This is a genomic window from Corallococcus sp. AB030 (assembly GCF_003668965.1).
Taxonomy (GTDB): Bacteria; Myxococcota; Myxococcia; order Myxococcales; family Myxococcaceae; genus Corallococcus; species Corallococcus exiguus.
Genome location: NZ_RAWQ01000082.1, coordinates 17483 through 38351, shown reverse-complemented (window position 1 = coordinate 38351; position 20869 = coordinate 17483). Strand labels below are relative to the sequence as shown.

Genomic DNA, 20869 nt, shown 5'->3' with positions numbered 1-20869 from the left:
GTCAGATGGGTATAAGAGACAGGTTGAGGGAGGTGCGCGTCGCGTTCGGGCCGGATGGCAAGCCGCTGAGGATTCCGCAGGAGTTGGAGGAGCACCGCTTCCTGGCGGCTCGGCCGGTGGAGCTGCTCACGGACGTGCTGGCGGACGAGGCCGCGCGGGCACCGGCCTTTGGCCTGGACAATGCGTTGCGGTTGCCGTTCCGCGTGGCGGCGAAGACGGGGACGAGCCGGGCGCACGTGGACAACTGGGCGGCGGGCTTCACGCGCGAGCGCACGGTGGCCGTCTGGGTTGGCAACTTCGACGGCACGCCGATGCGCGGGGTGTCCGGCATCACGGGCGCGGGCCCGGTGTTCGCGCGGGTGATGGCGCTGGCGATGAGGGGCCTTCGGGCCGCGCCGCTGGTGGACCGGAGCCACTTCGAGGCCGCGGAGATCTGCCCGTTGTCCGGCGAGCGCGCAGGCCCGAACTGTCCCGGCGCGATGAAGGAGGTCTACCTGCCGGGCACGGCGCCGCGCCACACGTGCACCATGCACCGTGGCGACGGCTCGCTGGACGTGGGCCCGGCATATCTCGCATGGGCACAGGCGGAAGGACTGGCCTCCACGTCGGTGAGCGCCGAGGGAGGACCGGGGGCGCAGCCCGGCTTCATCCTGCCGGCGAACGGGGATGAGTTCCTGGTGGAGCCCGAGCTGCCCGAAAGCGCGCAGGCCGTGCCCGTGCGGGTGATGGCGCCGCAGGGGGCGAAGCTGCTGGAACTGCGCACGGACGACGGCCGCCGCATCGAGCTGCGTCCGCCCTTCGTGACACGGCTGCCAGCGGTGGCGGGCGAGCGCCGGTTGGAACTCTGGGCGCCCGGTGGCGCCGAGCCGCTGGCGGTGACGCGGTTCCGGGTCCGATGAACGCAGCGGGCGTGGCCGTGCTCATCGCCGCGCTGGTGGTGGGCACGGCGCCTGGCGTCGAGAGTACGGGCTCGCTGTTGCTGGCGGCTGATACGCATGTCCGCTCCACTTCTCTGTCCGCGCGGTCGTTGCCAGCAGCCCGCACGAGTCAGCCCGCGACCGATACACAGGTCGACGTTCGCATCCTCTCCAAGCACCGGCCCGCGCGGCTGCGGCTGGACGGCCCGCGCTCGCTCGAGGTCGTTGCCTCGGGAGACACGCTCGTCGTGGACGGCCGCCCCCAGCCTGACGCCCTGCGACTCGACTCTGCCCGCTGGCATGTCCGGGGCCGTGGTTTGGACCGGCGCTATGAGGCCACGCTTTCGCTGGAGGCCAGGGACGGTGAACTGATCGTCGTCGCCACCTTCGCGCTGGAAGCCTACGTCGCCGCTGTCACCGCGAGCGAGACCGAGGTCGACACCCCCTTCGAGGCGCTCCGTGCCCAGGCCATCACCGCGCGCAGCTACGTGCTCGCTTCCGGCAAGCGGCACGACGAGGCACGGGCCTGCGACCTCACCCACTGCCAGGTCCTTCGCGGCGAGGGCTTCGCCCGCCATCTGCGCCGCGCGCGCGATGCCGCCCGCTCCACGGAAGGCGTCGTGTTGCGGCTGCCCGGTGGCGCCGTGGCCCTCGCTCCATTCCACGCAAGCTGCGGCGGACATACGGCCGAGCCCGTGGCCGTGTTCGGTGCCCCCGACCTCACCGGTGCCGCCGCCGTGCCCGACCGCTGTCCCGCTTCGCCGTGGCGCGCCGTCGTGCCTCGCGCGTTGGTGACGGCCGCCGCTTCGGTCGCGGTCGGTGGCCCTGCGCAGGCGGAGGATCTGCTGCTGGACCGGGACTCCAGTGGCGCGGTGGTGCGCATCGTGGACCGCGCTTCGGGGCGCGAGGGCCGCGGTGACGCGTTCTTCCGCGCGCTCGGAGCGCGTGCCGGTTGGGATCGGATCCGCAGTGCGCGGTTCTCGATGACGCTTGGCGGTGACCAGGCACTCCTCGAAGGACAGGGCCACGGCCACGGAGTCGGCCTCTGTCAGGCCGGCGCGGCCCTGCTCGCACGGCAGGGCTGGACCGCGGAGCAGTTGCTCGCGCACTACTTCCCGCGCGCCCTTCTGGAGACGCCGCGGGACAAGTGAACGCGAGGGCCGGAATGGCCTCCCGTTCGCAGTTGTCCGCGAAGGTGACGGCCCTCCGGGGGCTCTCCCCTGGCCTCTCCGGGAGGGCTTACCAGCAGCCGTCGTGCTCCGTATCGATTGCACCAGAGCCCTCAGCCCCGCGCGGTCCGGTGGGGAGGTGGCTTCGCGCACCGGCCATCCCGGTGCGGAACCCAACCGGGAGGCATCACATGGCGTTCAATCTAATCGAAGCAGTCGGCTCACAGTTCATGCAGAAGGGATTGCTCCAGAAGATCAGCGGTTCGCTGGGCGAGGATCCCCAGGCCACCACCAAGGCGCTGCCGGGCGCCATCGCCGCCGTGGCCGCGGGCGTCGCGGACCAGGGCGGAAACGAGGCCGGTGCCCACCGCCTGCTGACGAAGCTCAACGAGGGCGGCTACACCGGACCGGACGCGCCCCCTCGCGCCGGGGGCGTGGGCGAGGGGCTCCTCGACGAGGAGGAGAGCGGGAAGGGGATGCTGAGCGGCATCTTCGGCAACAAGCTGGGCGGCATCACCGACGGGCTCACGCGCTTCGGCGGGATGCGCAACGCCGGCTCGGCGACGCGGCTGTTGTCCCTGGCCGCCCCCATGCTGATGGGCGTCCTGGGCAAACAGGTGCGTGATCAGCGCATGGGCTCGTCCGGGCTGATGCAGCTGCTCAACGGCCAGCGCAACAACATCGCCGCCGCGCTGCCGGCGGGCCTGGGCGGCATCCTGGGCTTCGGCGGTGCGCGCCACGCCGTCGCGGAGGTCATCGAACCCCACCGCGAGACCGTGACGCAGGTCCGTGAGACGGCGCCCGTGCGCGAGGCCCACACCGTTCGCGAGGCGACGCCGCGGACGACCTACAACCGGCCGCCGGAGCGCAAGAAGAGCATCGCCGGCTGGGCCGTTCCGCTGGCCCTGCTCGCCCTGGTCGCGCTCGCGTGGGGCGCCCTGCGTGGACGCAGGCACGAGTCCGCCCGGGCCCCGCAGGTGAGCCGCACCACACCGCCTCCCGCACAGGAGCGCGTCGCGCAGGCCCCCGAGCCCGTGCGGCCCACGCAGCCGCAGCAGCCCGCGACGCCTCCCGCGGAGCCGCCGCATACCGCGCAGCCGACCCCGCCCGCCACGGGTGGTGCCGGCACGCAGACCCATGAGGGCACGGGCGGCTCCGGCGACGTGGAGAAGCAGACCGCGGGCGCGGCGGACACCCAGAAGAAGGAGGAAGCGGGCACCGGCGGTTCGGGCCAGGAGAAGATGCGCGCGAGCGACCCCAACAGCCTGCGTGAGGCCTTCAACGGCCCCAGCGCGGAGCAGGGCTTCGTGCTGGAGGGCGTGGAGTTCAAGACGGGTTCGTCGCAGCTCACCGCCAAGAGCCAGAAGATGGTGGGCGAGCTGGGTGACGTGATGCAGGAGAAGCCTGACTCGCGCGTGCGCATCAATGGCTTCACGGACTCCACCGGCGACGCGGACGCCAACCGTCAGCTGTCGCAGAGCCGTGCGGAGAGCGTGAGCCGGGCGCTCGTGCGCCGAGGCATCCCGCAGGACCGCATCGAGGTCAGCGGCGAGGGTGACGCCAGTCCCATCGCCCCCAACGACACCCCCGCGGGCCGCGTGCAGAACCGCCGCATCGAGGTGCAGGTCCTCGGTCAGTAGTCCCCCCGGCCACGTGGCCCCGGCGGCGTCCGGTCCTCACTTCGAGGGCCGGGCGCCGCTGTCTTGAGTCACGAGGTCGTGCTCACACCCCGCCCGGCAGGCGGCCGAGGAGGCGCTCCCGCCGCTCGGGTCCCGCTGGAGGATGGGGCTGCCCGCCGCGCATGGCCGCGCCCTGTCCACCGCGTTACACCTCCCGGAAGTTGTCCTCGGGGTTGGCCCGCGCTAACGCGAGGCGTTAGGGCTTCACGCTTGACCCTGCTTTCACCCACCCTCTAGAAGGCCCGCGACCCATGGCGACTCCCGACAGGTTTCCCCTCCCACAGGTCTCTGAAAGCACCCGTAAACCCGAGTGGTTGAAGGTGCGCCTGCCGCATGGCGAGGGCTATGAGCGGGTGAAGGCCATCGTGAAGCGGGTGGGGCTTTCCACGGTGTGCGAGGAAGCCCGCTGCCCGAACATCGCCGAGTGCTGGGGCGGTGGCACCGCCACGGTGATGCTGATGGGCGAGGTGTGCACGCGCGCCTGCCGCTTCTGCCACGTGAAGGTGGGGGCGCCCCCGCCGCTGGACCCGATGGAGCCCATCCATCTGGCGCAGGCGGTGCGGGAGATGAACCTGGAGTACATCGTCGTCACGTCGGTGAACCGCGACGACCGCCCGGACGGAGGCGCCGGCCACTTCGCGTCCGCCATCCGGGAGCTGCGCAAGGAGAGCCCACGCACGCTCGTGGAGGTGCTCATCCCCGACTTCAAGGGGAAGGAAGAGGACCTGGCCACGGTGGCGCAGGCGAAGCCGCACGTGGTGGCGCACAACGTGGAGACGGTGGAGCGGCTGACGCCCACGGTGCGCGACCGCCGCGCGACGTACCGCCAGTCCCTGCGCGTGCTGGAGTACCTCAAGAACCGCCCGGAGAAGGTCTACACCAAGACGTCCGTCATGGTGGGCCTGGGCGAGACGGACGAGGAACTGGAGCGCACGTTCAAGGACCTGCGCGATGTGGGCGTGGACGTGCTCACGCTGGGCCAGTACCTGCAGCCGTCGCAGTACCACCTGCGCGTGGAGCGCTTCGTGACGCCCCCGCAGTTCGAAGCCTACAAGGCGCTGGCGGAGTCCTTCGGATTCCTCTACGTGGCGTCCGGGCCGCTGGTTCGCTCCAGCTACCGCGCCGCCGAATTCTTCATGAAGGGCCTGATGGAGCGCGAGCGCGTCGAGCGACTCGGCTGACCGGACGCACCCCTTCCCCTACCCCAGAGAGACACTCCCGCTCATGGCGACTTTCGAATTCAAGCTCCCGGATCTCGGCGAAGGCGTGACGGAGGGCGAGCTCGTGAAGTGGCACGTCAAGGAGGGCGACCTGGTGAAGGAAGACCAGGTGCTCGCCGAGGTGATGACGGACAAGGCCACCGTCACCGTGCCCACCCCCCACGCCGGCCGCGTCGTGAAGACGCACGGCCGTGAGGGCGACATGGCGAAGGTGCACCAGCTGCTGGTGACGCTGGAGATGGAGGGCGGCGCCCCCGCGGCGCAGGCTCCGTCCCACGGCGCTCCCTCGGCTCCGGCTTCGAGCCCCGCTCAGGCGGCGGCGCCCGCGGCTCCGGCTTCCGCCACGAAGGTGCTGGCCACGCCCGTCACGCGCCGCATGGCGCGCGAGCACGGCCTGGACCTGGCGGAGATCTCCGGCTCTGGCCCGCAGGGCCGCGTGACGAAGGCGGACGTGGTGGCGGCGCTGGAGGGTGGCACCGGCGCGCCGAAGAAGAACGAAGTCGCGGCTCCCGCGCCCCAGGCCACGCGTCCGGCGGCGCCGCTGTCCGCGGGCAAGGGCGACGAGCGCGTCGCGCTGCGTGGCCTGCGCAAGAAGATCGCCGAGAAGATGGTGCGCTCGAAGTTCACGATGCCGCACTTCGCGTTCGTGGAGGAGGTGGACGCCACGGACCTGGTCGCGCTGCGTACGCGGCTCAACAGCCAGCTGGCGGCGGCCGGTGACGGCACGAAGCTGACCTACCTGCCGTTCATCGTGAAGGCGACCATCGCCGCGATGAAGAAGTTCCCGCACCTCAACGCGAACTTCGACGAGGCGACGCAGGAGCTGGTGGTGCGCGGCGAGTACAACATAGGCATCGCGGTGGCCACGCCGGACGGCCTCACGGTGGCGGTGGTGCGCAACGCGGACCAGCTCACGCTGGGCGAGCTGGCGAAGGAGATCACCCGCCTGAGCGTCGCGGCGCGCGACCGCAAGCTGAAGATGGAGGAGCTGACGGGCGGCACCTTCACCATCACGTCGCTGGGGCAGAGCGGCGGCCTGTTCGCCACGCCCATCCTGAACCACCCGGAGGTGGGCATCCTGGGCGTTCACAAGCTGAAGAAGCGCCCGGCGGTGAAGAACGACCAGGTCGTGGTCCGGGACATGATGAACCTGTCGCTGTCCTGCGACCACCGCGTCATCGACGGCGATGTCGCCGCGAGCTTCGTGTACGAGATCATCAAGTACCTGGAAGCGCCGGACCTGCTGTTCCTCGCGATGGCGTGAGGACACGCGTCGTGGGGTACTCCCGACCGCTCCTGCTCCGGGGGGCGGCCGGGAAGCGGGGGAACTTCCGGAACAGCAACGTTGAAGGCGGGCATCCGCGATGGCCGACAATCCCCGTGAGTTGATCCGCGCCGCGCAGACCGCCGAGCTCCAGGGGGACCGCGCGCGAGCGGCGCAGTGCCTGGAGCAGGCCGCCGCGCTGTACCAGAAGTCCGGGCACACCTCGCGCGCCTCGCAGTTGTTGCGGCAGGCGCGCCAGATGAAGGCCCGCGCCCCGGACGTCAGCCCGGCCTTCACCGCGGCGATGACGGGCAACAAGGACGCGGTGGCCTTCCGCGCGGTGAGCTGGGGCGACGCCGTCTCCGACGCGTTCAACGACAAGGCGGACGCCGTGGCGCACACGCTGGACGACTCCACCGTGGACAGCGGCTCGGAGCCGCCCACCGAACCCGGCCTGCCCCGGCTCGCTGGAAGGATCGCCGCCATCGGTGCGCCGTCCCCGGCCGAGGCCCTCACCCCGCATGAGGGGACTGCCGCCGCCACCCGAGCCACGGGCACGGCCACCGTCCCCGAGGGTTCCGCCGGTATCGATGCCGGTGGCCCGCGAGCTTCGCTCGAAGACGTGGAAGCCATCGCATCTAGCGGGGAGCCGCGTTCGGTTGCGAATCGCGATGCTTCTCGGCCGTCAGCGGAGGGAGCCGCCTCGGCTGAGTCGCGGCCCCTGTCCGGTCGGACGCAGGCCGTCAGTCCGAGCGGCCAGCGCAATGCCCCTGACGACGACGTCGTCGTCCCGGGCGGAATGCTCCTGCCTCCGGAAGAGGACGAGCTCGACCCCGCGACGGGCCTGCTGCGCGCCTCGGGCGCCGAGGACTCCGTCGTTCCCGGAGGACTCCTGCGGCCGCCAGACGAGGACACCTCGCCCGTGCACGCCGAACCCGCGCGGAGCCGTCGGCGCGAGAAGCGCATCATCGAGCGGGGCCCGACCCGCGCGGACCCGGCCCTGGACGCATGGTGCTCGTTCTGCTGCCGGCCCCGAGGCGAGGTCGGCGACCTGGTGGCGGGCCCGGCGGGCGCGTTCATCTGCAAGGGCTGCCTGGGCGAATCCCAGGGCCTGCTGGGCGACGTCGTCGCACCGTCTCCCGTGCGCAAGCCGGTGGTGGAGGAGCCGCGCGCCGGGGCCGTGGAGATGGTGGGCCACGACGAGGTGAAGACCCTGCTGGAGCGCACGGTCCAAGCGGGCGCGCGCTGCCTGCTGCTCGTGGGCCCGGAGGGCTGCGGCAAGAGCCTCTTCTTCCAGACGCTCCAGCGGCGCGGCCAGGGCGTGCTCGCGTCCGTGGACGCACTGGAGTCCACCCCGGGCACGGAGCCGCTCCTCGTGGAGGACGTGGACCGCCTGGAGCCCCGGGCACAGGCCGCGTTGACGGCGTTCCTCGCGAACCGCCCGGCGCGCGCGGTGGTGATGAGTGCTCGTGGCGCCGTGTCATCGCTGGGCCTGTGGGTGCGAGGGGAGGGCGGCAGCCTGCCCGTCCCCACCACCGCGGGCATGATTGAAGCCGTGCAGGGCACCGTGCCGGTGTCGCTCCTGGAGCGCGTGCAGGTGCTCCTCCCGGTGCGCCGCCCGACAGTGCCGGAGCTGGTCGAAGTGGCCCGCCGCACCCTGGCCCTGCGCCAGCCGGCGGTCACCCTGACGGACGAAGTCCTGGGAGCGTTCGCCGCCGAAGCGGTCCGCTCCCCACGCGCGGGGCATGAGCTCCAGGCGCTCCTGTCGCGTGTCTACGCGGGCAGCTGGAGCCTGGAAGCGGCCCAGACGCCCGCCGCGCCATCCCACAACCCACGAGGGGGGCGAAAGGGATCACCATGAACACGCTCACCGTCTTCCGCCTGGGCCGGGTGGAGTACGAGGACGGACTGAAGCTGATGCACCTGTTCGGCGAGGCCCGCCTTCAGGAGCGCATCGGGGACGCGCTGCTGCTGCTGGAGCACCCGCCCGTCCTCACGCTGGGCCGCGCCGCGAAGCGCGAGAACATCACCGCCACGGACGCGCGCCTCGCGGAAGAGGGCGTGGAGGTATTCGACACCAACCGCGGCGGCGACGTCACCTACCACGGCCCCGGACAGGTGGTGGGCTACCCCATCCTCCTGTTGCCGCCGGAGCGCCGCGACGTGCGCCGCTACGTGCGCGACGTGGAGCGCGGCCTCATCCAGACGCTCGCGACCTTCGGTCTCACCGCCGGCGCCATCCCCAAGTGGCCGGGCGTGTGGCTGGGCCAGGAGGGCTCGCCGGACGCGCGGAAGATTGGCGCCATTGGCGTGCACCTGTCGCGCTGGCTCACCACGCACGGCTTCGCGCTCAACGTGAACACGAACCTGGAGCACTTCCAGCTCATCGTCCCGTGCGGCATCCGCGAAGCGGGCGTCACGTCCATGCAGCGCGAGCTGGGCCACCCCGTGTCCGTCCCGGACGTGGAGGAGGTGCTCGCGCGCGAGTTCACCCAGGTCTTCGATGCCCAACGCGTGGACGGCACGGTGGACCTGCGCACGGTGAGCGTCGCCGTGATGCACGGCCGGGGGCCCGAGGCTCGCGTGCTGCTCCTGCGCCGGACGCCGGAGCGCGGTGGCTTCTGGCAGACGGTGACGGGGCGCCTGGAGCCGGGCGAGTCCCCCGTGGAGGCCGCCCGCCGCGAGGTGGCGGAGGAGACGGGCCTCCGGCTCCCCGTGGTGGACCTGGCCTACCGCCACGCGTTCGCGCTGGGGGAAGTGCTGCCGCCGAAGCTGGTGGAGGAGCACGGCTTCGCGGTGCACGCCTCGCCGGACACCCAGGTGCGCCTGGGCCCGGAGCACGACGCCTTCGAGTGGGTGGACGTGCCCACGGCGCTCGCGCGGCTGCCCTTCCGGGGCCTGCGCGAGACGGTGACCCGGGCGCTCAAGACGCCCGGGCCGTGACAGCCTCTACAGCTTGATGACCATCGCCTCTTTCGCGGCGATGGCGTCCTTGCGGTGCTTGCGCACCTCGCGCAGCAGCTTGTCCATGCTCGCGTCGTCGCGGCCCGGGTCGTGGTGGAAGAGCACCAGCTGCTTCACCCCGCTGGCGTCCGCCGCGTGCACCGCCGCTTCCCAGGTGGAGTGGCCCCAGCCCGTGCGGACCCGGTACTCGTCCTCCGTGTACATGGAGTCGTAGATCAGCGCGTCCGCGCCCCGCGCGAAGTCGAACAGCTTCGCGTCCAGCGCCGTGCCGTGCTCCACGTCCGTCGCGTACACCAGCGAGCGCCCGCCGAAGTCCACCCGGTAGCCCACGTTGCCGCCGGGGTGGTTCAGCTCCAGCGTGCGCACCGTGGCCTTGCCCACCGGGATGTCCTCGCCCACCACCACGTCCCGGTACGCCAGGCGCGTGCGGAACACCTCCTCCGCCGTCACCGGGAAGTAGGGGTGCACCATCTGCCCGGCCAATATCTGCTTGAGCGACTTGCCGTCCCGAGGTGACCCGTACAGCGTCACGTCGTTCGCCGGAGAGAACATCGGCGAGAAGAACGGCAGGCCCTGCAGGTGGTCGTAGTGGTAGTGCGAGATGAAGATGGACGCCTTGACGGGCTTTCGCGTCGCCACCAGCGCATCTCCCAGCCCGCGCGCTCCAGAGCCCAGGTCGAAGATGAGCAGCTCATCTCCACAGCGGACCTCCACGCACGGCGTGTTGCCGCCGTAGCGCTTCGTCGCCGGACCTGGCGCGGGGATGGAACCGCGCACCCCCCAGAAGCGCACCTCGAAGCGCGCGGTGCTCCGCCGGGCCGGGCGCTCAGCCGGCCTTGGCTTCCGTGTCGTCGTCCTCCGCGAAGAGCTCAATCAGGTGCCCCGTACGCTCGCGCTTCGTCTTCAAATAGTCGACGTTATGCGGATTGTGCTCGGTCCGGGAAGGGATTCGGCGCCGAACCGCAACGCCTTCCTCCACCAGCCCGGCGATCTTCAGCGGATTGTTGGTGATCAGGTCCACCGACCGCACATCCAACGACCGCAGCATTTCCGCAGCGATGTCGTACGAGCGCAAGTCATCCGCGAAGCCCAGCTGGCGATTGGCCTCGTAGGTGTCCAGGCCCTTGGACTGCAGGGCGTAGGCCTTGATCTTGTTGCCCAGGCCGATACCCCGGCCCTCCTGGCGCAGGTAGAGCACCACGCCCAGTCCGTTCTGGGTCACGAAGTCCAGCGCCCGGTCCAGCTGCTCGCGGCAGTCGCACTTGAGGCTGCCGAAGACTTCGCTCGTGAGGCACTCGGAGTGGATGCGCACCGGCACCCCCTCCAGCCCCTTGGGCTCGCCCACCACCAGCGCCACGTGCTCGCGGCCGTTCCGTTTGTCGCGGAAGACGATGGTCTTCAGCACCCCGCGGGCCGTGGGCACGTCCGCCTCCGAGTACCGCTCCAGGTGCTGGGTCGGCTTTCGGGTCGGCAGGACCTGGGGTGAGCGCGTGTCGGACATGGTAGGTCGTCTCCCAGAGGGGGGCCGTTACTTCTCGCCCCCCTGGATGCAAGTCAAGGTGACACCCCGATGGGTGTGGTGAAACCCGCCTGTTTGGATGCGGCGGACGTGGACTGCGTTGCTCAAGCGACCCACGAGAGGGGGAGCAGCTCCACATGGGAGCCATCAGCCAGGCTGTTGGTTTCTCGGGGGATGTGAAGCAAATGTGTGGCTGCCGCAGCTGAACGCAGGGCACCCGACGTCTGAGTCCCCAGGGGTTTTGCCCACAGCTCGCCCGCCCGCCAGGTGGCCGTGACACGCACAAAGTGAGCAAGCCCCGGGGCCTTGGAGAGCCGTCCCTCCAGGCGGCCGGCGACGCGGGGTGGCTCCACGTCCGAGTGTCCCAGGAGCCGGCGCAGGGCGGGGCGCACGAAGAGCTCGAAGGTCACCAGGGAGGACGTGGGGTTGCCGGGCAGGCCCATGAACAGGGTGGAGCCGCGCTGGCCCACCACCAGCGGCTTGCCGGGCTTGATGGCCACGCGCCAGAAGCGCTGCTCCACGCCCAGGGCCCCCAGGGCGTCCTTCACGAAGTCGTGGTCGCCCACGGAGACGCCGGCGCTGGTGAGCACCACGTCGTAGCCCTCGGCGCGCGCCAGGGCCTCCTGGACGGCCTGGCGCGTGTCCCGGGCGATGCCCAGGAGCGTGGGCACGCCGCCGGCGCGCCGCACCGCCAGGGCCAGGGCAGGGGCGTTGATGTCCACGATGCCGTCGCCGGGGGGCTCGTCCACGCGGCACAGCTCGTCGCCGGTGGACAGCACCGCCACGCGCGGCCGGCGGGGCACCGGCACCGTGCCCTGGCCCTGCGCCCACAGGAGCCCCAGCTCCGGGATGCCCAGGGGCGTGCCGCGCCGCAGCAAGACGTCGCCTTCCTTCGCGTCCTCGCCCCGGGGGCGGACGAAGTTCCCCGGCCCCACGGCCTCCAGGATCTCCACGGCGTCCGGTTCGCCCGGAACGGGGCGGGTGCGCTCGCGCATCACCACCGCGTCCGCGCCGGGGGGCAGGGGGGCCCCGGTCATGATTCGAGCGCACGTGCCAGGGACGACCTCCCGGGTGGGGCGCCTGCCGGCGAACACCGTCTCGCCCACCGTCAGGCGCACGGGCAGGGGGCCCGCCAGGTCCCGGGCCTGGACCGCGAAGCCGTCCATGGCGGAGTTGTCCCAGGGGGGCAGGGTGCGGCGGGCGGGGACGTCCTCGGCCAGCGCGCGGCCCAGGGCGTCATCCCCGGGCACCCACTCGGTGGCCAGCGGCGTGCACAGCCCGAGGATCCGCGCTCGGGCCTCCTCCACCGGCAGCAATTCAGGGGCGTCACTCATGCTGTTTTCCCACCCAAAGTCCGTGGGAAAATCAAGTGTTAGTTTGACAGCCCAGCTGATCATCGTTACAAGCAATCGTGATCGCGAGGCTCGCGTCCAACAGCAGGGGCGTCCCGCCAACCCGTTGATAGCACACGGGAAATTTCCAAGGAGACAGCGTCGATGGCCAAGCCCAAGTCCGGGGCGAAGAAGCCGACTCCCGCTGCAAAAGCCGGTGCGAAGCCTGCCGCGAAGAAGGACAACGCGGCCCGCCTGGATCTGATCAGGAACGCATCGAAGAAGGTGGCGACGGCCGCGACGAAGGTCGTCAAGGCGGTGGCTGAAGGGGCGAAGGGAAAGGTCGCGGCGGCGAAGAAGGCGGTGGCGGAGAAGGTGGAGAAGGCCCCCGCGGTCGCCAAGAAGGCGGCGGCCAAGGTCGCTCCTCCGGCGCCTCCCGCGAAGGCCGGCAAGGCCGCGCCCGCCGCGAAGACCGCGCCCGCCGCCCCTCCCGGAAAGAAGGGTGCCGGGAAGGCGGGAGGCAAGGCCCCGTCGGCCGTCCCCGCCGGTCCTGCCGTGGAGAAGCCGCGCCCGCGCGCCACGAAGCTTCCGCCCGTGGGCGAGCCGCTCACGAAGCGTGAGATGGAGCAGCTGCTCACCGCCGGCGAGGGCCGCGGCGTGACGGGCGAGGGCAGCCTCAAGGGCCGGCTCGTCCTGAGCGGCGAGATGCCCCACCTGGTCGTCGTGGGCCGCGACAAGCGCGAGCTGACGTTCCTGTTGCAGGGACCGGATCAGGAAGTGCTGCCGGCCTACGTGGACCACAAGGTCTCCGTGAGCGGCCTCATCAAGAAGACGACCAACCACAGCGGCGTGGTGGAGGTACGCAAGTACTCCGCCAAGAAGCCCGAGGTGGAAGAGGTCGCGCCGGCTCCGTCGGATTCAGAGCCGAAGCTGCGCTACCTGTCGCCCGGCGAGGTCTCCATGGCCGTCGCCGCGGGCATGGGCGCCGGCATCAAGGGCTTCGCCAGCATCCGGGGCAACCTGGAGATGATGGGCGAGGACTTCGTGCTCGTCGTGTCCAACGGCGGCACGCGCCAGCAGGTGTCCTTCGCCATCGAGGGCAAGGCGGCGGTGAAGAGCCTGCGCAAGCACGTGGGGCAGACGCTCCAGGTGACGGGCGTGGTGGACAAGACGTCCGGCTGGGGTGGCCGCATCACCGCGGAGACGGTGGAGCCGCGTCCGTCCGAGGCGCGCTCGGTGTCTCGCGACGAGATGGAGCTGGTGCACATCGAGGGCGAGGTGCCCACGTCCGTGGACGTGAAGCTCAACCACGGCCTCACGGTGCGCCTGCAGGAGCAGCCCGGCGCCACCTGGGCCATCGAGCCGACGCTGGCCAAGCGCGTGGGTCTGCGCGAGGCCAACTTCGAGCAGGGCGCCGCCGGCGGCCCCGCCACCCGCGAGTTCTTCTTCACGCCGCGCAACCCCGGCAACTTCGAAGTGGAGTTCTTCCTCGCCAAGGCGTTCACGCCGGGTGTGGTGGAGCGCTCCTTCAAGATCAGCGTCACCGTCAAGCCCTGACGGCTTGGGCGCACGGGCCCTCCCTGGACCGCAAGGTCTGCCAGGGAGGGCGAATGGGAGCCGGGGGGTTCCCGCCCGCACCCTTCGGGCTTACCCGTTCCCTCAGCGGCCTTGCCGCATCCCCACCGTGAGCCTCTCCCAAGATCACATCCGACAGCTGCTCGCTGAAGCCGATCACCCCCTGGGCGTGAAGGAGCTCCTTCGCGTCGCGGGGATGAATCCCGGCCAGCAGACCGAGCTCAAGCGCGCCCTGCGTGAACTGGTGCGCGCGGGCACCATCGTCAAGGACGGCAAGCGCTTCCGCCTGGAAGGCCCTCGCGTGCCCCGCGCGCCCGAGGCCAGCTCCGAATCGCGCCGGGACGCCTCCACGCCCCCCTTCAAGAAGCGGGGCCCCGCCCCGGGCAGCGGACGCGAGGAGCGCCGCGGCGGCTTCCGCGACGACCGTCCGGGCTTCCGTGGCGGCGGCGACGTCCGGCGCTCGCTGCAGCGTGGCTTCCGGGACGACCGCTTCGAGGACTCCGGGCAGCCCGCGGTGGAGGGCATCCTCCACATGCACCGGGACGGCTTCGGCTTCGTGCACCCGGTGTCGGGCGAGGGCGAGAACATCTTCCTGCCGCCCGGCGAGGCGCAGCGGGCGCTCGACAACGACCGCGTCATCGTGGAGGTGGCGGGACGGCCGGGCCGCTTCGAGGGCCGGCTGGTGCGCGTCATCAACCGGCGGCGTGAGCTGGCCGTGGGCACGTACGTGGCGCAGGGCCGGCACTCGCTGGTGATGACCACGGACACGAGCCTGCCGGGTCCCATCCGCGTGCCGCCGACGCAGATGGCGCGCGACGGCGACCTGGTGAAGGTCCGGTTGGGCGTGGGCGCGGACCTGCTGGAGCCCGGGCAGGGGCTGTTCGGTGAAGTGGCCGGTTCGCTGGGACGGCCGGGTGACCCGAGCGCGGAGGTGCTGGGGTCCGCCTTCGCGCATGGCTTCTCCGACGAGTTCCCGCCGGAGGTGATGGACGAGGCGGACGCGTTCGCGGTGAAGGTCACCGAAGCGGAGGCCACGGAGGGCAACCGCAGCGACCTGCGCTCGATGCCGCTCATCACCATCGACGGCGAGGACGCGCGCGACTTCGACGACGCCGTGTACGCGGAGCCCCAGGCCGGAGGCTGGCGGCTGGTGGTGGCCATCGCGGACGTGTCGCACTACGTGAAGGAGCGCAGCGCGGTGGACGCGGAGGCGCTCAACCGCGCGACGTCCGTGTACCTGCCGGACCGCGTGCTGCCGATGTTGCCGGAGCGGCTGTCCAACGGCATCTGCTCGCTGCGCCCGGACGAAGACCGGCTGTGCATGGTGGCGGACATGACGTTCGACCGCCAAGGCCAGCGGCGTACGCACGAGCTGTACCCTGCGGTGATGCGCAGCGTGGCGCGCTGCACGTACAACGAGGTGCAGGATGTCCTGGACGGCAAGGACGTGCCGCACCGCAACTTCCTCAAGCCCCAGTTCGAGCAGTTGATGGCGCTGGCGCGCGCGCTGATGGGCATGCGCAAGGCGCGAGGCGCCATCGACTTCGACGTGCCGGAGCACAAGGTGCTGCTGGGCGAGGATGGCCTGCCGCAGCGCATGGAGAAGCGCGAGCGCAAGGACAGCCACCGGCTCATCGAGGAGTGCATGCTGGCCGCCAACGAGGCGGTGGCCACGTACTTCCAGGACGAGGGCCTGCCCACGGTGTACCGGTTCCACGGCGAGCCGGATCCGCAGAAGCTGGCGGCGTTCGCGGTGCTGGCGGAGGCGTACGGCTTCCAGCTCGACGTGGAGGACGGCGTTTCGTCCAAGGAGCTGGACGCGTTCATCACGCAGCTGCAGGGGCACCCGGAGCAGCGGGCGCTGAACCAGCTGCTCCTGCGCTCCATGATGCAGGCTGTGTACACGGCGACGCGCGTGGGCCACTACGGCCTGGCGGCGGAGAACTACCTTCACTTCACGTCGCCCATCCGGCGCTATCCCGACCTGCTGGTGCACCGCGTCCTGAAGGCGGTGTGGGCGCGCAAGGGCAAGAAGCCCTCGGAAGCGCAGCTGGACCGCGAGGAGGAGCGGCTGGAGGGCATGGCGCAGCAGTGCTCGGAGCGCGAGCGCGCGGCCATGACGGTGGAGCGCGAGGTGGTGGCGTTCTACGCGGCCCTGATGATGAAGGACCGCGTGGGCGAGGAGTTCGACGCGACCGTGGCGGGCATCGCCGAGTTCGGCTTCTTCGTGGAGCTGGACGAGGTCCACGTCGAGGGCCTGGTGAAGGCGGAGTCGCTGGGGCCGGGCTCCAAGCTGGACAAGCGCACGCACTCACTCGTGTACTCGAATGGCCGGCGCGTGCGCGTGGGGCAGAAGCTGCGCGTGCGGCTGCTGTCCGCGAACACGACGTCGCGGAAGATCGACTTCGAGGCGCTCCAGTTCGCGGACGAGGCCCCGCTCCAGCGGACCCCCGGAGCGAGTCCCGCGCCGCGCCGGCGCGAATACGTGAACGAAGCGCCGGGCCGTCACAAGGGCGGCAGGCTCGGACGCGGCGAGCGCGAGGCCGCGAAGACGGGCCGCCCGCCGTCGCGCAAGCCCGCCGGGGTGGACCAGGCCGCGGACGTGGAGCAGTGGCGGTCGCTCGGCGAGTCGGAGGAGACGCCGTTCGGAGTGAAGAAGGCGTGGGAGCCGCCCACTCCCGAGGACGCCGCCACGGTGGAGGCCGCGACGGTCTCCGGCTATGGCGATGAAGTCCTGGGAGAAGCGCCGGCCGCGTCGCGTCCGCGAGGACGTTTCAGCCGGGAAGGGCGCCGCGAAGAGGCCGCGCCCGCTCGCGCCACGTCCCGCTACCTGCGGTCCCGCACGGAAGAGGCCCCCGCGCCGAAGGCGGAGCCCGCCACTCCGGCCAAGGGCAAGCGAAAGGTCATCCGTCCCTCGCTCCCCGCGGTCGAGGAAGGCGACGAGGCCGGTACCTCCTCCGAGGCTCAGGTGCCTCGCGAGGCCTTCACTCCGCCCGCTATCGAATCCGACGACAGCGCCCCAGCCGCTTCACCGCACCCGGGCTTCGACCGGATCCGCGCGCTGGCCGCGCAGCGGGGTCAGCTCTCCACGGAGGCGGCTCCGGGCCGCGCGGGCGCGTCCAAGAAGGTCCGCAAGGCGGCCTCTGGCGCGAAGGCGAAGCCCTCGAAGAAGTCCGCGCCTACGAAGGCCGGCGGCTCGAAGGGCGCGAGCCAGAAGCAGGGGCGAGGCGCCCCGGGCAAGCGCAAGCGCTGAACGCGGGGCCGGACCTTCCGGCCACGCAGCCGTTCCACTCAAGGAGGCCGTGTGGGTGCTGTGCGAATCGTGGGATTGATGCTCGCGGTGGCGGGCGGAGTGCTGCTGTTCACCGGGCTCAAGGCGCGGGACTCGCTCACGGAGCGCGCCTCCGAGCTCATCACCGGCCGCAACACCGAGCAGACCACGCTCTACGTCGCGGGCGGCGGCGCCGCGCTCGTGGGCGGCGTGCTGCTGGCCCTCTTCGGGGGAGGACGAGGCCGACGTTAGGCCCCGTCCCCTCCACCGGGACTACTTGGTGGCGCCAGAGGCCTGAGCGGCCTTGGCGCGCTTGGTCGCCTCGCTGAACTGCTTGGTCGCCTCGGTGGCCTGGGCCGTCAGCTCCTCGATGCGCTTGGCGTGCGCGGCGGAGCTCGCCTTGGCGGCGGCGACGCGCTCTGCGGCAGTCGGATCCACCACGGGCTTCTTGCCCTTCTCCGGCTTGGGCGGCGTGGCGGCCTCGACGGCCTCCTGATCGGCGGCCTGCATCATGGCCTTCTCATGCTCGATGTACTTGAACATCACGACGCGCTTGTTCAGGTACGGGTTGGGCAGGTCCGGGTTGATGGCGATGACCTGATCATACGTCTTCAGCGCGAGTTCCAGCTCCGCGGGGACCGCGGGCGCGGACATGGAGCGGGCGCCACCGCGCTGCGAGTGCACCTCCGCGATCCAGCCGAGCGCGTCGGTGTCCTTCGGGTTGATCTTCAGGCACTCCTCGAAATACTGCTTCGCCTTGTCCAGCGGGCCGCTCTTCGCGTACATCGCCGCGACGTTGCGGTAGACGTCGGCCTTCTCAGCGGGCGTCTTCGCGTAGTCCACCAGCTTCAGCGCGGCCTGCGCGGCTTCCTCCGTCTGGCCCGCCTGCATGTGCGCGAAGGCCTTCTTCTCCCAGACCTTCTCCTGGTTCGGGTCGATCTTCAGCGACTCCTCGTACTCCTTCACCGCCTCCGCGTAGTTCTTGTCGGCGAGGAAGTTGGTGCCCTTGACCCGGTGCTCCTTGGCCTTCTCTTCCTTCTCATCGGCGCAGCCGAAGGAACCGCCCAGGGTCAGCACACCCAGCATCAAACCCACGCTACCCAGTCGCTTCATGCCCAAAGCCTTTCGTGAAGTTCCAGGGGGCACGTCCCGACCGGGGGCCCCACGCGGCGCGGAATATACCCGAACTCGCCTCGGGTACCCCTCGTCCTGAAGGCGGGGCTGTGCTCTCCGGGGGCCCTGTCCGGCAGGGCGCTTCAGGAGCGTGCGCGTGCGAGCAGGGAGACGAGCAGGGGTGCGCCCAGGGCGGCCGTCACCACTCCCACGGGCAATTCACGCCCGGGGAGGATCAACCGCGCCGACGCATCGCACAACGCGAGGAACGCGGCCCCCACCACCACGGACCCGGGCAGCAGCACCCGGCGACTCACACCGAGTGTCCGGCGCACCAGGTGCGGGACGATGAGCTCCACGAAGGCGATGGGGCCGCACCACGCCACGCAGGCGGCGACGCCCAGCGCTCCCAGGCCAATGGCCACCGTGCGCACGCGGCGGACGGGGACACCCTGGGACTCGGCGTGCTCCTCGCCGGCGATGAAGACCTCCAGCGCGCGGGTGAGGGCGAGCAGCCCCACGATGGTGACGGCCGCGAACGGGGTGAGGAGCCGCACGCCCGCGTAGCCCACCTGCGGCAGGTGGCCGAGCGACCAGCGCATGGCGGCCATGAGCTCGGCGGAGTCCGCGGTGAACTGCAGGCCGGTGGAGATGGCGCCCGCCGCCATGGAGCACGCGATGCCTGCGAGCACCACGTCGTTCATCCGCACGCGGCGGCCCGCGGCGATGGCGGCCACCACCAGGCTGACGCCGAGCGCCCCCATGAAGGCCGCGGCGGTGATGATCGGCGCTCCACCCGGCGCGAGCCGCGCCCCCAGGATGATGGCCACCAGCGCGCCCAGGGTCGCCCCCGCGGTGGTGCCCACGGTGCTGGGCGCGGCCAACGGGTTCGCGAAGAGGGACTGATACACCGCGCCCACCAGCGACAGCGTGCCGCCCACCAGCATGGCCATCAGCGTGCGGGGCACGCGCAGCTGCCAGAAGACGAAGTCCACCGAGTCCGGGGAGAGCCCCGGGCCAATGAACGGCGCCACCGCGCACGCGGCCACGCAGACCCCCACGAGGACCCAGGCCTTCACGAGGCGCCTCCGCTCCGGGGCAGGCCCACGAAGACGCGATGGCCTTCCACGGATGTCCCGTGCATGCGCACGCCGAACAGCTCGCCCAGCTGTTCGCCCAGGTCGGGGGCGTCGTGGTTCCGCTCGAAGGCCACGCGGCCCTGGAACAGGCCCACGACGCGGGGCGCGCGTGTGCCTGGAGCGTGGGCGTGCGAGATCACGTTGACGTCGTGGGTGACGCAGAGGATGCCGCGCCCCGCGCGCCAGAGGTGGCCCATGCGCGTGTACAGCTCCAGTTGCTGCGCGGGGTCCAGGAAGTTGGCGGGCTCGTCCAGCAACACCAGCGGGGTCTCCTGCGCGAGCAGCCCGGCGACCGCCACTCGCTGCCGCTCACCGCCGGACAGCTCCGTGATGGGGCGCAGGGCGAAGGACTGGGCGCCTGCTTCCGCCAGAGCCTGGTGCGCAGCTGTCTCGGAGGCCCGGCGGGATTCGGGGAAGCGGTAGCGCGCGGAGACGACCTGCTCCAGCGCGGTGATGGGCTCCGCCGCTTCCAGCCGCTGGGGCAGCCACGCGAGCCTTGCCGCACGTTCCCGGGGGGCGAGGCCCGATACGTCCTGCCCGTCCACGAACACATGCCCGGCGTCCGGACGCAGCAGGCCCAGCGCCACGCGCAGGAGCGTGGACTTGCCCGCGCCGTTGGGCCCGACGATGGCCACGAAGTCACCGGGGGCCACGCGCAGGGACACGCTGTCCAGGAGCGTCCGCCCCCGAGCCCGCACCGTCACCGCGTCCAGCGTCAGCCCGGCCGTCATCGTGCGGAGGGCAGGGTGCCCAGGGCGGCGCGGAGCCGCTCGACGACATCGAGGATGGCGGGCCCGGTGGACTGCGCGTCGGGCCCGATGACCAGCCGCACCCGGTCCTCTCGCGCCGCGCGCAGGCCGGTGAGCTGCTTCCACGGAGCGAGGAGCTGCGCCTGCTTCGCGGCATCCAGGGCCGGCGCGCTGATCAGCACCAGCACCGCGTCCGGATCCAGTGCGATGACACCCTCCAGCGACAGGTTGGGCGGCCCCGTGACGTCCTCCGCGACGGCGTTGCGAGCCCCCGCCGCCTCCAGCGCGGCGCCGTGCAGCGACGCGCGCTTCATGTACCAGACCTCCGACAGCGTGCCCGCCGTGTCGCCCAGCACCAGCAACACGCGGGGAGCATCCTTCGGAGCGGGGCGAGACAGCGTCTGGCTCAGCTTCTCCGCGAGCGCCTCGGCCTGGGGCTCTCGGCCGCTCAGCCGGCCCAGCTCCTTCACGCTGCCGACGACCTCCTGGAGCGACGTCCACGGCAGCACCTTCAGCGGCGCGAGCGCGGAGAGCGCCTCCGCGGGGGCCTGCTTCACCTGTTGATCCACGAGCAGCGTGGGCTTGAGCTTCGCGATGGCCTCGAAGTTCGGCGCGAACGTGGTGCCCACCTTGGGCAGGGCGGGCGTGCCTTGGGGCAGGGCGGTGTAGTCGGACACGCCCACGATCTCCGCGCCTGCGCCCAGCGCGAACAGCGTCTCCGTGACAGAGGGCGACAGCGAGACGATCCGCCGCGCCTGGGCTTCCGGAGCGGGGGGCGCGGGACGCTGGCAGCCCGCCGCGAGCGCGAGCACCACGCACAGCAGGGAGGGGAGGCGGAAGAGACTCATGGGCGGTCCGACTTCTAGCACGCGCGTCACGGACGGGTGTCCGGGAAGCGGTGTCTGGGTTTCGCTTATCCTGGGAGCTCCTCACAGAGGGGATACCCGGACATGACCTGG

Annotated in this window: 16 protein-coding genes and 1 pseudogene; 10 read left to right on the top strand and 7 right to left on the bottom strand. The window is 71.4% G+C overall.

What is annotated here, in order from left to right:
* The 7 genes and pseudogenes from D7Y15_RS20355 to lipB form a co-directional block, all read left to right on the top strand.
* Positions 1 to 899: pseudogene (locus D7Y15_RS20355) on the top strand (penicillin-binding protein 1C); the annotation flags it as partial.
* Positions 896 to 2068, top strand: coding sequence for a SpoIID/LytB domain-containing protein (locus tag D7Y15_RS20350; RefSeq protein WP_121753643.1), 1173 nt, complete (start codon positions 896 to 898; stop codon positions 2066 to 2068). The pseudogene D7Y15_RS20355 and the gene D7Y15_RS20350, both read left to right, overlap by 4 nt.
* Before the next feature lie 209 nt (positions 2069 to 2277).
* Complete coding sequence (locus D7Y15_RS20345) at positions 2278 to 3726, top strand: OmpA family protein (protein WP_158629079.1); 1449 nt, start codon at positions 2278 to 2280, stop codon at positions 3724 to 3726.
* A gap of 290 nt (positions 3727 to 4016) precedes the next feature.
* Positions 4017 to 4946 (top strand): lipoyl synthase, encoded by a 930-nt coding sequence (gene lipA, locus D7Y15_RS20340; RefSeq protein ID WP_120577810.1) that lies wholly within the window; start codon positions 4017 to 4019, stop codon positions 4944 to 4946.
* Between the two features lie 43 nt (positions 4947 to 4989).
* The gene (locus D7Y15_RS20335; protein WP_120577809.1) at positions 4990 to 6249 is read left to right on the top strand and encodes a dihydrolipoamide acetyltransferase family protein; all 1260 of its coding nucleotides are present in this window, start codon (positions 4990 to 4992) and stop codon (positions 6247 to 6249) included.
* Positions 6250 to 6349: 100 nt separating this feature from the next.
* Entirely contained in the window at positions 6350 to 8110 is a 1761-nt protein-coding gene (locus tag D7Y15_RS20330; RefSeq protein ID WP_121753641.1) for a ClpX C4-type zinc finger protein, read from the top strand.
* Positions 8107 to 9192 (top strand): lipoyl(octanoyl) transferase LipB, encoded by a 1086-nt coding sequence (gene lipB, locus D7Y15_RS20325; protein ID WP_121753640.1) that lies wholly within the window; start codon positions 8107 to 8109, stop codon positions 9190 to 9192. The genes D7Y15_RS20330 and lipB overlap by 4 nt, the downstream gene beginning before the upstream one ends.
* A gap of 6 nt (positions 9193 to 9198) precedes the next feature.
* Here the strand turns inward: lipB and D7Y15_RS20320 are convergent, their stop codons facing one another.
* The 3 genes from D7Y15_RS20320 to glp all read right to left on the bottom strand — a co-directional run bounded on the left by D7Y15_RS20320 (position 9199) and on the right by glp (position 12066).
* On the bottom strand, positions 9199 to 10005 hold the full coding sequence (locus D7Y15_RS20320) for an MBL fold metallo-hydrolase (protein WP_121753639.1): 807 nt from the start codon (positions 10003 to 10005) through the stop codon (positions 9199 to 9201).
* Between the two features lie 34 nt (positions 10006 to 10039).
* The gene (ribA, locus tag D7Y15_RS20315) at positions 10040 to 10714 is read right to left on the bottom strand and encodes a GTP cyclohydrolase II (protein WP_121753638.1); all 675 of its coding nucleotides are present in this window, start codon (positions 10712 to 10714) and stop codon (positions 10040 to 10042) included.
* 122 nt (positions 10715 to 10836) lie between these two features.
* Positions 10837 to 12066 (bottom strand): gephyrin-like molybdotransferase Glp, encoded by a 1230-nt coding sequence (gene glp / locus D7Y15_RS20310; RefSeq protein WP_121753637.1) that lies wholly within the window; start codon positions 12064 to 12066, stop codon positions 10837 to 10839.
* 162 nt (positions 12067 to 12228) lie between these two features.
* Between glp and D7Y15_RS20305 the strand changes: the two genes are divergently transcribed.
* From D7Y15_RS20305 to D7Y15_RS20295, 3 genes are all read left to right on the top strand, one after another.
* The gene (locus tag D7Y15_RS20305) at positions 12229 to 13620 is read left to right on the top strand and encodes a protease inhibitor I42 family protein (RefSeq protein ID WP_121753636.1); all 1392 of its coding nucleotides are present in this window, start codon (positions 12229 to 12231) and stop codon (positions 13618 to 13620) included.
* A 127-nt stretch (positions 13621 to 13747) separates the two neighbouring features.
* Positions 13748 to 16891 (top strand): ribonuclease R, encoded by a 3144-nt coding sequence (gene rnr / locus D7Y15_RS20300; RefSeq protein WP_121753635.1) that lies wholly within the window; start codon positions 13748 to 13750, stop codon positions 16889 to 16891.
* Positions 16892 to 16942: 51 nt separating this feature from the next.
* The gene (locus tag D7Y15_RS20295) at positions 16943 to 17161 is read left to right on the top strand and encodes a DUF3185 family protein (protein ID WP_169820623.1); all 219 of its coding nucleotides are present in this window, start codon (positions 16943 to 16945) and stop codon (positions 17159 to 17161) included.
* 21 nt (positions 17162 to 17182) lie between these two features.
* On the opposite strand, the gene D7Y15_RS20290 is transcribed toward D7Y15_RS20295, so the two are convergent.
* The 4 genes from D7Y15_RS20290 to D7Y15_RS20275 all read right to left on the bottom strand — a co-directional run bounded on the left by D7Y15_RS20290 (position 17183) and on the right by D7Y15_RS20275 (position 20758).
* Entirely contained in the window at positions 17183 to 18022 is an 840-nt protein-coding gene (locus D7Y15_RS20290; protein WP_121753633.1) for a tetratricopeptide repeat protein, read from the bottom strand.
* Between the two features lie 143 nt (positions 18023 to 18165).
* Positions 18166 to 19101, bottom strand: coding sequence for an iron ABC transporter permease (locus tag D7Y15_RS20285; RefSeq protein WP_121753632.1), 936 nt, complete (start codon positions 19099 to 19101; stop codon positions 18166 to 18168).
* On the bottom strand, positions 19098 to 19892 hold the full coding sequence (locus D7Y15_RS20280; RefSeq protein WP_121753631.1) for an ABC transporter ATP-binding protein: 795 nt from the start codon (positions 19890 to 19892) through the stop codon (positions 19098 to 19100). Before D7Y15_RS20280 ends, D7Y15_RS20285 begins: the two co-directional genes overlap by 4 nt.
* A complete protein-coding gene (locus D7Y15_RS20275; RefSeq protein WP_233605034.1) occupies positions 19889 to 20758 on the bottom strand; it encodes an ABC transporter substrate-binding protein in 870 nt (289 codons plus the stop codon). The genes D7Y15_RS20280 and D7Y15_RS20275 overlap by 4 nt, the downstream gene beginning before the upstream one ends.
* Between the last annotated feature and the right edge of the window lie 111 nt (positions 20759 to 20869).